The organism is Rhizomonospora bruguierae (genome assembly GCF_018397995.1).
Classification (GTDB): domain Bacteria; phylum Actinomycetota; class Actinomycetes; order Mycobacteriales; family Micromonosporaceae; genus Rhizomonospora; species Rhizomonospora bruguierae.
This window is the reverse complement of record NZ_BBQH01000042.1, coordinates 41,984-53,107: the sequence shown is the minus strand read 5'-3', so window position 1 is coordinate 53,107 and position 11,124 is coordinate 41,984. Positions and strand designations below refer to the sequence as shown.

The following is an 11,124-nucleotide window of genomic DNA, read 5'->3' as shown; positions in this document are numbered from 1 at the left end:
TCGGCGTCCCGCCCTTGCATCGACAGGACATTGCCCTTCTCGTCGAGGTACGTGCCCCCCGCGCCGGCGGGCGCCAGTCCTGGTCGAGCCGCGGCCGGCGACGGATCCGATGCCGGTGGAGCGGCGACGGCGCTCGCTCCGGTCGACAGCAAGGCGACGGCCAGCGCGAAACCGAGGCTCGCTACACGCATACTCCTGATCAAGATCATTCCTCCCGTTGTGACGCATGCGCTGTGACATGCACATGCATCAATCGACTGACGAGTATCGAACGTAACGAGAGAAATACCTTCGGTCAACGGATCGAAGTGTCTCAAGATAGACGCCGCCAAAAGCCACCAGGGCCTAACAGAGGTGCCGGTAGAAACGTGTCAGTGCGCCACGAGACGCTGTTTGTAGGTGGAGGCCACCGTCGCCCCGCCGCCGTAGCGGTTGGGGTGAAGCTGGAGGCAGCCTGGGTCAGGGGTCGCCGGGGAAGGTGGGAGCAGCCTCGACAAAGGCGCGTCGGTCGGTCCAGAACTGCCTGGAGTTGTTTTTGGTCTGGAAACTACTGGCGGCCCATCACGCGATGCGGCGGCTTGGTCAGGCGCTCGGCGACATCGTCGACCACCAGAACGACGACACCGCCTGATCGGCGGGGCCGCCGGTTCGATCCTGCCCGCGCTCAACCTGCTCAGAGCAGCGGCTCCAGGTCCTCGTCTTCGTCGTCGTCCGGTTCTTCGGCATTCAGCGCCAGGGCCTCGCGCAGCCAGCCCAGTTCGTCGGGGTAGAGCGCCACGGTGGTCCACCGGCGGATGGCCGCTTCGTCGTCGAGGTCGTCGTCACCGTCGTACTCGCCGGGCAGTTTGACGGCGATCCAGATGTCGTCGCCGAGCAGCTGCGCGGCCGCGCGCAGCTGCACCACGGTGGGGTCGGTGGTGAGGCTGTGCTGCGGGTCGAGGTCGTCGAGGTCGATGCCGTGCTCGGTGTCCATGTCGTGCTCGGCGGCCAGCCCGGCGGTGCAGACCACGGCCAGGTGCGGGCGCTGCTGGGCCGGGGTGCGGGTGGCGTCGGCGAGGTTGGCGTAGGCGTCGAACGCGGCCTGCGGGTGCACGGTGAGCAGCTCGCCGATCTGCCACCAGTCCAGCCCGGCGGCCAGAGCGTCGCGGACGACGCTGTGGTGCAAGTGCTGGGCGGCGGCGGCGAACCGGCCGGTCAGGGTCACGGCTTGCTTGAAGTCGCCGGCGGTGGCGGCCTGGGTGGTCGCGGTCAAGCCGTCGGTGAGCCAGGAGCCGTACTGCTCGCGGAACGTTGCGGTATGCGCACCGGTGCGGGTGGGGGTCATCGTGGCTGTCCCTCGCTGCTCGGGGTGGTCGGGCCATCATCGCCGCCAGCCGGATCCGGGGTGGTCGTGGCGCGCAGGGCGAGCCGGTTGGCCATGTTGAGCCGGACCTCGCCGTACGGAGAGATGTTGGACCAGAACAGCGGGGTCAGGCATCGCCGGTCGGCCGGGGTCAGCTCGACCAGGTCCTCGGCCAGGACGTCCTGGACCATCAGGGTGTTGACATAGACCACGGCGGCCTGCAGCACCCGCAGGCACAGCACGGACAGTTCCTGCTCGTCGCGGCGGTTGGCGGGTATGTCACCGCCCTTGCCGAAGTAGATGATCGAGTTACCGGCGTTCCACGACTCCGACACGTTCAACCCGGCGTTGATCTCCCGTTGCAGATCCCGGTCACGTAGATAACGAGCGACGAATATGCTGCGCTGCGCGCGGCCGACTTCCAACATGGCCTGATAGGTCGGGTGCATCAGGTTGGTCTGCTGGAAGCGGCGCAGGATGGCTGCGGTCTGCGCCGACCGGGTCCTGATCGCCGTCGCGTACTTGATCATCTGGTCGTACTGGTCGGCGATCAGGTGCCAGCGGATCGGCCGGTTCATCAGCGCGGCGCCGAGCTGCGGGTAGGCGTCGTTGGCGCTGGCCCGGTAGAGCCGGACCCGGTTGATCGCCTTGATCCGCGGCAGCAAGTCGAAGCCGAGCAGCCGGGTCAGGCCGAACCCGATGATCGACTGGCCGTGCGTGTCGACGTAGTTGGCCTCGACGTCCATGGCGGTGCCGTGGTGCATCGCCCCGTCGATCATCGCGGCGACCTCGGACGCGGAGCAGTTGATGACCTGCGAGTGGATCACCATGGACTTGCGTTCGACGTGCCAGTAGATCAGCACGCCGCGGCCGCCGTAGCGGGAGTGGTACTCGGTGAAGATGTTCGCGTCGAACGCGCCGAAGTGCGTCGAGTCCGACGCCACGGTGCTCGACCCGGCGCCCCAGATGCTTTGCTGGCGGGCGCTGAAGGTGGCGTTGGCGATGTCGATCGCCAGGGCCCTTACCAGCTCTGGATTGAGGTAGCGGCGGCGCACGTAGTACAGCTCTTCCTCGCGGTGGCCGTGCTCACCGGCCGCCACGGCGCGGATGCCGGTGTTCGTGCCGTAGGCGTAGAGCACGAGCAGGAGCCGTTCGAGTAGCTGACCGCCGGCGGCGTCCGCGCGGCCGAACATGGAGCCGATCGTGGTGCCGCAGTCCGAGCGCAGCACCGCCTCCTTGAGCACGTCGATCAGCGGGACCGTGCCCCACCGGCCGGTGATGACCTTCTTGAGCCGGCCCAGGTTGACCGGCTCGGGCAGCGCGTCGAGCGGGCTGAGCTTGACCGAGCCCTGGTTACCCGGGCGAGGCCGGATCTCCAGCCAGTCCAGCGGCATCGCGTCGTTCAGCGCGCCCAGCTCGGCGCGCATCTCGCTCTGCAGGGCGTCGATGAACATCGCCGGGTCCAGCGGTTTGCGCAGCGCCTGGTAGTGCTCGGTGCGGCGCACCTCGAAGTCGCGGGGCAGGTCCTCGTCGGGGTTGCGGAACTCCATCGCCCCGACCACCCAGACGCCCTTGCATTTGAGCTGGTCACACAACGCCTCGAAGGTGCGGATCTCGTACACCGTGCGCACCGCGCGGCGCCGGCCGCGTCCGTCGACCCGGTACGCCAGCTCCGCCCAGTCCCCGGTCAGCCCGGGGTGCGTCGGTACCGTCTCCCCGGCCGGGTAGTACGTCAGGTCGGTCTGCGACCGGTAGCGGCGCACCAGGTGCAGCGCGTCGAGGACCGGGCGGTGCGAGTTGTCGCAGCGGAACTCCAGCACCTCCAGCAGTGCGATCAGGCCCTTGCGGTAGTGGTGGGAGTACGACGCCCGATACGTGGTCTGCACCGTGCGCCGGTACGTCGACCCCGACGCCTTGTACTCGGCCACCAGGTGGCGCAGGTTGTCCTCCCCGACGACCGGGAACACCACCTGCCGCACCGTGTCGTCCGGCTGGGCCGTGGCCGCCTCCGCCACCCGAAACAGTAGGTTCTCCTTGCCCTGGACCCGCCGGAACTCCGCCACCAACTGCTTGGTCACCCGCCGGTCGGCGCGGGCCTCGATCGCATGGACCGTGCGCAGCAGCAACGTGACCAGCGCATCAGTGATCTCCCAACTGCGGCAGTGCACCAACGCCGCCAGCAGCGTCAACGTCACCTCCACACTGTGCGCGCGCAGGTGTGACGGTGACTCCACCGCCGCCCGGGCCCGCCACGCGGCGAGGACCTTCGGCGCGACGTCGGCGAACAACCCCGCCGGCAAGCCGATCGCCCGCACCGCCTCCAGTCGGGAGATCTCCGTCAGCATCGACGACAAACTCACGTTCCCCGTCGCCGCCTTGATCAAAGCCAACACGCTCGGATCAGCATCGTCGACGTCGGTGTCCGCCACCGCGACCAACGACAACAGCCGGGCCCGCACGTCGACCTGCAGCCGGCCGGCGATCTGCTCGGCGAGGATCTTCTCCGCCTGATGCAGGCCCGACCGCACGATCTTGTCCACCCGGTCCGGCGTCGGCGGCTCGATCGACCGCGCTCGCAGCTCGGCCAGCACCGCATCCTTGGCCAGCTCGAAACGGCGTTCCTTCTGCGCGTAGTCCCCGGCCAGCCAGTCCGTCAGCTTCTCCGCGTCGACGACCGTGCACTCCCGGAACCCCAGATGAGCGCGGATCTCGGCCCGATGCCGCTTGATCGTGCGCCCAGCCCACTCATAGAAACGCAGCGAGCCTGCCTCCACACCCAGCTGCCGCGCGACGAAATCCACCACGTCCTCATGCAGCTCCGCCCGGCCGCGCGGGAACCGGCCGAACCGGCCATAGAACTTCAGCAACAGCGCAAAGCCGAGCTGCGTATCGCGGTGCTTCGCCGCGACCAGATCCTGCTCAGCACCGACCAACGTCCAGTGCTCAACCAGGTCACCAAGACTCATCAAAGGACGTTTCACAGCCGGAGATCATTCCGACGCCCAACACACCCCGACAGCCCTCACACCTAGATCATCTTTTTGGCCCCTGGTGTCGTGATTCTTACCAACACCCCTTGCCGGAGGGAGGCGTTGCCCGGGCAGCCGACGACGGCACGCGGGCAGATTACTGGATTAGTGTTACCGGTAATCCGATAATCACGGCCCAAACACGGGAGAATCTAACCCCAGCGACGTACACCATAATGACAGTTATGGTGTTGAAGGCGCATCGGTCCATAATCGACGCATGCGTAGGTCGGCCGCCGCGGCGGGAAGCGCCGCGTTCTTCGCGATCGCGCCGGGAGTTGTCGCCGGGGTGGTGCCCTGGCTGCTGACGGACTGGAAACCCGGCACGCCGTCGCCGTACTGGGCGGTGGCTCGGGTCGCCGGGGCGGTGCTGGTGACCGGCGGGGCGGTGGTCCTGGTGCAGGCGTTTGTACGGTTCGTACGGGAGGGCGCGGGTACGCCCGCGCCGGTGGCGCCCACGGAGCGGCTGGTAGTAGGCGGGCTCTACCGGTATCTGCGGAATCCCATGTACGTGGCGGTGATCGCGACGATCGTCGGGCAGGCGCTGCTGTTGGGTCGGCTCGGCGTGCTGGTGTACGCACTGGTCGCCGCCGCCGCCATGATGGCGTTCGTGAAGGGGTACGAGGAGCCGCGACTGGCGGCACGGTACGACGCCGAATATGCCGAGTACCGGGCGAACGTGCCTGGGTGGTGGCCGCGCCGTACGGCCTGGCGGCAGAGCGCCGCCGACACACCTTTGTAGCCGTACGGGCATACTTCCGTGCCGCGCCGGCGATGTTCGAGGTACTGGCCGAGCCGAACGTATTTCAAGAACAGAGGCCGACAACCGGTGCATGTTCACAGGTGAGCGGCCCAAGCCCGGCGCGCACTGCCCGGCCGTCGCGCCACCCACCGGCCCCGGGCGCCGGCGCCGCGGCCGGGCTTGGCGGCGGGGCGCCATCGGCTGGAACCGGTCGAGGTCCACCAGCATCAGCGCGCCGCGCGGCGGCGGGTTGTGCCGCGATGCGGGGTGCGGTTGTGGCGGCGACACGGCCGGGATGGGTTGGGCGTCGTGCATGGGATTCTTCGGTGGTGCGTCAGCGTTCTGGTTCCCCGCCACGCCTGCGCGCCTGCACCGGCGGCGAAACCTGCCCGAACGTCACGCCGGGGGTCAGCCGGCTCGGGTAGTTTTCCGGCAGGCGCGGCGGATGTCGCTGGCCGAGGTCGGCATCGTCTACGGGACGGTGCCGTGGGTATGGATGATCATGTTGCCGGGCGGCCAGGCGGGCGCTGCCCCCGGTCGGATGAGCCTGGTACCGCTGCGGGATCTGCTCACGATCCTCACTGACGGCGGCCCGCCGACGGCGGCGGTTCAGATCGTCGGCAACCTGCTGGTGTTCGCGGCACTGGGGTTTCTCGCCCCGCTGCGGTTCGCGGCGCTGGCGTCGGTACCGCGGATCCTGGCGCTCGCGGCGGGCGGCTCGGTCCTGGTCGAGGCCGCGCAGTACATCCTGCGGCTGGACCGGGTGTCCTCCGTGGACGACGTACTGCTCAACACCGCTGGCGCCGGGCTGGCCGCGCTGGCGTCGCACCGCTGGTGGCGCGCGACCGGGTGGGAGTAGGTTCGGGCTGTTAGCCTGCGCGCATGTCAGACCTGGGGTTCATCGCCTGGCCGCCTGAGCCGCTCAAGACCGAGAGACTCGTGCTCCGTGCGCCCGAGTCCCGGGACCGCGCGGCGTTCATCGAGCTGCTGGCGTCGCCGGAGGTGCACACCTACCTCGGCGGCCCCCGCCCGCGTGACGAGCTTGAGCGCGAGATGCCCGGGGCGCCCGAGCGGTGGCCCGGGAACTTTGTCGTTGATCTGGATGGGGCGATGATCGGCCAGATCCTGCTCAGGAGAGCAACGGAGCACCGTCGCCCGGCCGCCGTGGGAAAGGCCGATCTCGGCTACCTGTTCCTGCCGCGAGCGTGGGGATTCGGGTACGCCGCCGAGGCGTGCGCGGCGGCACTCGACTGGTTCGACGGCGTCCTTCCCGGCGAGCCGGTGGTGCTCACCACCCAGGCCGCCAACGTCGGCTCGATGCGTCTCGCGGCAAAGCTGGGGTTCACCGAGGTGGAGCGGTTCCATGCCTGGGACGCCGAGCAGTGGCTCGGTCTGCGGTCCCCGGTCACGCCGTCCGCTTGAGCCCAAGTCAGACGATTCGGTTGCCGTTCTCCAGGTAGCTGGTGTCGCCGGTGTTGGCCGCCCGCAGCGCGGCGGCGGCCCGCCGGGCCAGCAGCGCGCAGAGCCGCCGCTGTGCTTCCTCCGGCGTCGACCAGGCCCATCCGCGCAGTTCCTCAGCGGGCAGGTGGATCGCTGCGGCCAGCGCCGGGTCGAGTACACCGCCGTCGTAGACGAACATGACGCCCTCGGTGCGGCCCGGGTGGGGTGGTACCCAATCGACCACCAGCAGCCGGCCCGGGGAAACCGACAGGCCAAGTTCTTCCGTCAGCTCGCGCACCGCGGCGTCGTACGGCGACTCGTCGGACTCCACCACACCGCCGGGCAGTTCCCAGTCGTCCTTGTACACCGGCTCCACCAGCAGGATCCGGCCGCCGGCGTCCCGGAACAGGACGGCCGACCCCATCCGCTTCCGCGGCAACGTCGCGGTGTAGTCGCCAGACGGTGAGGTCACCACGGGAGGCTACCTGCCCAGGCCGGGCCCTTGCTGGCCGCGCCCGAGGGCGGCAAGGGCGACGCGCGGGGCACACCGTCGAGGATCGGCGGGCGCATGAGCAGCATCGTGCCGGGCCGCGGTGCGTGGATCCCGTCGAGCGGTGTGGGCGCCGGGTCGACTCGGAGGGTTCGCCAATGCCAGTGGGCAGTGCTGTCGCGCGGAAGCCGCCCCGTCGTTAGTCGATTGCCGATAACACCAATTCGGCAAGGGCGGCGTCTTGGGCGCCGAGCCCGGTCAGGTCGGCGATCGTGAGCTGCGTGTCGCTGGTGCGGCCCGGGGCGGCGCCGATCAGGATCGCACCGAGGCTGACCGGTACGGCGCCGAGGTCGGCGTCGGGAAGTCCCTTCAGTTCGCCGAACCGCCGGGACTGCCCGGGGTCGTCGCAGGCGATGACGTCGGCGGCGGCGAGCACGCCGGGGTGCAGTTCGCGCTTGCGCGCGTCGTCGGCGCCCACCGCGGTGACGTGCGTGCCCGCGGCCAGCCAGTCCGCCTCGATCAGGGGTTGCGTGGCGGGTGTGGCGGTGACGACGAGGTCGGCCGACCGCACCGCGTCGCGGGGAGTGGCGACGACCTCGACCTGCCAGGTGTGCCGGGCGCGGGCCCACCAGGCGAAGCGGTCGGCGCGGGCGTCGTCGCGGCCGTACACCAGGAGCCGGTCGGGGCGGCGCACGTGCAGCAGCGCCTCCAGCTGGAAGCGGGCCTGGCCGCCCGTGCCGAGCATGGCCACCGCCGAGACCTGGGCGGGGGCGAGCAGGTCCGCGGCGAGGGCACCGGCCGCGCCGGCGCGCAGTTCGGTGAGGTAGCCGCCGTCGAGCAGCAGGGCGGTCGGGCGGCCGGTGCTGGCGTCCAGGACGGTGACCAGGCCGCTTCCGGTGGGCAGCCCCACGTCCGGATTGTCGTAGAAGCCGCTGGAGACGCGCACCACCAGATAGGGGGACTCGTGCAGGTGGGCGCCGCGCACGTGGACCTCGCCGTGGGCGGCCGGCACGGGCAGCAGCCACGGGTCCGGGCTGGTGACCAGGGCGCGGGCGTGCGCGGCGGTGGCCCGTCGCACGGCGGCGACGGCCTCGTAGGCGCCGACCCGGCGGCGGATCTCCGCGGCGTCGATGATCCGCAGGCCGTTCACCGGCGGCCCAGCGAAAGGCCAACGGCCGCGGGCACGGGCACGGCTCGCGAAACGCGCGGCAAAACGGCGACGGGCACGGGCACGGGCCGCGAAACGCGCCGCGAAACGCCAACGGGCACGGGCGCCGCTGGCGAAACGTGCCGCGAAACGTGCGGCAAAACGGCGGCGGGTACGCCCACGGCTCGGGCAACACCCCGTGAAACGTCTGAGGAAGGGTTGAGGGCGGTGGCTCGCGAAATTCTCCGCGAGGCGTGGAGCAGGACGGGGGCCGGCCGCGGCACCAGCGGACACGCGCGGGAACCATGGGGCCAGCCGCCGGCCACGGGCTGGATTTTGGGCACGGCGAGCCGTGCTGGGCCCGCCGGGGGTCCGTCGGTAGATGACTCTGCGAACACGATCGATAAACCTACAGTCATCGAATGCGGCCGGTCAGCCACGTTTACCGGGAAATCGGTTGCGGCTGGAACGGGCCACACGACGATGGTGCCACGTGATCTCGCGGGAGGTACGCCCCCGCGATCCGCGCCCGGGCCCGTACCGGCTCCGGCCCCGCGCCCCGGCCGCCACCCGTTCCGCGCCCTCGCGCCCCTCACCCCGCCAACCTTGGACTTCTTTGGACTTCTGGTGGCTATCAAAGGCCGCGCACCGGACCAACTCGGGCACCACACGCCCAAGGGGCCGAGGGGCCTGAGCCCCGGGGGCGGTCGGCTGAGCGCTGAGGGCCCGGGACGGGGCCAAGGGTGGAGCGGGGCAAGGCGACCAGAGGGCTCGGGCCGGGGTGGGCGAGCGGGCACGACCGGGACGCTTTCTGGCGGTAGCGCCACGGGCGGGCGAGCGGGGTGAGCGTTCAGGTCAGGCGGCGCACTGGCGCCATCCGCCGTTGCGTTAGGGGTGGGCGCGGGCGTATCCGCTGATCGTGGTCAGGCACGACGGACACGTCGCCGACGCGCTGGGAGCGACCCGGCGGTGGACGGTGGCCGCTGGACGGGTGTCCGGGGCGGCGCCGACGCTGCGCTGACCGGGCACGGCTGCATCCAGGCGGCGGCGACAGTGGCGGCGACCCGGGTGGCCTGGGTGCGGCCGGCGCGGGCGGCGGCGGCACGGTAGGCGGGGTTGGGAACGACCCAGCGGCGGGCCAGCGGGTCGGGGCTGAGCAGGACCGCGCGGGGGCGCCCGGGCAGGTCGGTCACCTGGCTCGCCACGGCGCCGGCCGGGTGCAGCCCCCGGGCGACCGGGGCCAGCACCACGACGCGGTCGCAGCCGGCGGCCAGGTCCGCGTTGGCGGGCGAGCGGACGCCACCGTCGATCATGGGGCGGCCGGCGATCGGGACGGGCGGCCAGACGCCCGGGGCGGCGCAGCTCGCGGCGACGGCGTCCGCCAGGGGGACGCCGGCGGCCCGGTCGAACGCCACCAGGTCGCCGGAGACCGCGTCCACGGCGGCGATCACCAGGGGTCGGCGCGGCCACTCGGCGGCGATCAGCCGGGACTCGACGGCCCGCCGGCGCCGCACGGCCGGCTCGGCGCCGTGGCCGTCGTGGGTGGCCAGGGCTATCCGGCCGATCGCGGCGCGGGACTGGCGCGGGTCACCGTAGTGGTACAGCGCCCAGGCGAGCCGGGCGAGGGTGCCGCGACCCAGGCGCACCGGCGGCTCGGCGGGTGGGGTGTCGAGCTGCGCGCGGTACAGTTCCTCGACGTCCACGCCGGCGGCGAGTTGGGAGCCGAGCAGGGCGCCCGCGGACGTGCCGATCACCAGGTCCGCGTCGGCGAGCCGGATGCCGGCGGCGGCCAGCCCGGACAATACGCCCAGCGCCCACGCGACCCCGGTCACGCCGCCGCCGCCCAGCACCAGCGCGCGGCCCGTCATACCTCACCCGCCATCGGCCTGTCCTTCGCTCCCCGCGCCGCGCCCACCGTAAGGTCGACGGGTGGACCCCGCCGCCCCCGTGACACCCCGCTCCGCCCGGGAATTGAGCGACGGTCGGTCACCAGTTGACTTCACTGAGGCATGGTTGCGCAACCGTCGGCTCTCCGCGCACACCAGGTCCGCGTACCGGCGGGACGTGGCCGACTGGCTGGCCTGGTGCGCGGCCACCGACCTGGAGCCGCTGCGCGCCACCTTCCTGCACGTCAACGCGTGGGCCCGGGCGCTGGAGTCCGAGGTGGACGGCCGTACCGGGCGGCCGCGCAGCCCCGCGACCGTGGCGCGCAAGCTGTCGGCACTGTCGAGCTGGTATGCCTTCCTGCTCAAGCTCGGCGCGATCGCGACCAACCCGGCCGCCGACGCGGACCGCCCGCGGGTGGACCGGGACCACTCCGCCACCGTCGGCCTCGCACCCGAGGAGGTGGACGCCCTCGTCGCCGCGGCCGCCGCCCATCGTGGACCCACCGCCGCGCGCACCCGGCTCGTGGTCGCGCTGCTGGCCGACCTGGGGCTGCGCGTCGGTGAACTGGTGTCGCTGGACGTCTGCGACGTGGGCGTCGAGCGGGGGCACCGCAGCGTCCGCTTCACCGGCAAGGGCGGCCGACCCCGCCGCCGCGCCCTGACCCCCGGCGTCGCCGCCGCCCTCGACGCCTACCTTGACGGGCGCACCGAGGGCCCGCTGCTGGTCACCTCGACCGGTTCCCGCATGGACCGGCACGCCGTGTTCCGGCTGATCCGCCGCCTGGCCGCCGAGGCCGGCATCCCCGGGGCGGCCCGGCTGTCGCCGCACTCGCTGCGGCACGCGTTCGCGACCACGGCCCGCGCCGAGGGCGTGCCGCTGGAGGACGTCCAGGACGCGATGGGGCACGCCGACCCGCGCACCACCCGCCGCTACGACCGCGACCGGCACAACCTCGACCGCGACCCCGCCTACGCCATCTGGGCCGCCCGCGCCCGCCGCCGCTGACCGCCCCGCCACCGCCCGGCGTTCCCATGGGCCAGCGCACCC

The 11,124-nt window shown here is 71.7% G+C and carries 10 protein-coding genes; 4 read left to right on the top strand and 6 right to left on the bottom strand.

Annotated elements, in window-relative coordinates; genetic code table 11:
- From KJS59_RS21405 to KJS59_RS21395, 3 genes are all read right to left on the bottom strand, one after another.
- A partial coding sequence (locus KJS59_RS21405) for a hypothetical protein (RefSeq protein ID WP_213454734.1) occupies window positions 1-209 on the bottom strand: 209 nt, incomplete at its 3' end.
- 464 nt (window positions 210-673) lie between these two features.
- The gene (locus KJS59_RS21400; RefSeq protein WP_213454743.1) at window positions 674-1,324 is read right to left on the bottom strand and encodes a hypothetical protein; all 651 of its coding nucleotides are present in this window, start codon (window positions 1,322-1,324) and stop codon (window positions 674-676) included.
- Window positions 1,321-4,308, bottom strand: coding sequence for a Tn3 family transposase (locus KJS59_RS21395; RefSeq protein ID WP_249714634.1), 2,988 nt, complete (start codon window positions 4,306-4,308; stop codon window positions 1,321-1,323). Before KJS59_RS21395 ends, KJS59_RS21400 begins: the two co-directional genes overlap by 4 nt.
- Window positions 4,309-4,591: 283 nt before the next feature.
- On the opposite strand from KJS59_RS21395, the gene KJS59_RS21390 reads away from it, so the two are divergent.
- From KJS59_RS21390 to KJS59_RS21380, 3 genes are all read left to right on the top strand, one after another.
- Window positions 4,592-5,113, top strand: a complete 522-nt coding sequence (locus KJS59_RS21390; protein ID WP_213454733.1) for a methyltransferase family protein — start codon at window positions 4,592-4,594, stop codon at window positions 5,111-5,113.
- A 445-nt stretch (window positions 5,114-5,558) separates the two neighbouring features.
- Window positions 5,559-5,972 (top strand): VanZ family protein, encoded by a 414-nt coding sequence (locus KJS59_RS21385; protein WP_249714632.1) that lies wholly within the window; start codon window positions 5,559-5,561, stop codon window positions 5,970-5,972.
- Window positions 5,973-5,995: 23 nt separating this feature from the next.
- Entirely contained in the window at window positions 5,996-6,535 is a 540-nt protein-coding gene (locus KJS59_RS21380) for a GNAT family N-acetyltransferase (protein WP_213454731.1), read from the top strand.
- Between the two features lie 7 nt (window positions 6,536-6,542).
- Here the strand turns inward: KJS59_RS21380 and KJS59_RS21375 are convergent, their stop codons facing one another.
- The 3 genes from KJS59_RS21375 to KJS59_RS21365 form a co-directional block, all read right to left on the bottom strand.
- Window positions 6,543-7,025, bottom strand: a complete 483-nt coding sequence (locus tag KJS59_RS21375; protein ID WP_306345186.1) for an NUDIX domain-containing protein — start codon at window positions 7,023-7,025, stop codon at window positions 6,543-6,545.
- A 217-nt stretch (window positions 7,026-7,242) separates the two neighbouring features.
- Complete coding sequence (locus KJS59_RS21370) at window positions 7,243-8,193, bottom strand: hypothetical protein (protein ID WP_213454730.1); 951 nt, start codon at window positions 8,191-8,193, stop codon at window positions 7,243-7,245.
- Window positions 8,194-9,113: 920 nt separating this feature from the next.
- Entirely contained in the window at window positions 9,114-10,058 is a 945-nt protein-coding gene (locus tag KJS59_RS21365; RefSeq protein WP_213454729.1) for a patatin-like phospholipase family protein, read from the bottom strand.
- Window positions 10,059-10,137: 79 nt separating this feature from the next.
- Between KJS59_RS21365 and KJS59_RS21360 the strand changes: the two genes are divergently transcribed.
- Window positions 10,138-11,082: a tyrosine-type recombinase/integrase gene (locus KJS59_RS21360; protein WP_249714638.1), complete on the top strand. Its 945-nt coding sequence runs from the start codon at window positions 10,138-10,140 to the stop codon at window positions 11,080-11,082.
- Window positions 11,083-11,124 lie beyond the last annotated feature (42 nt).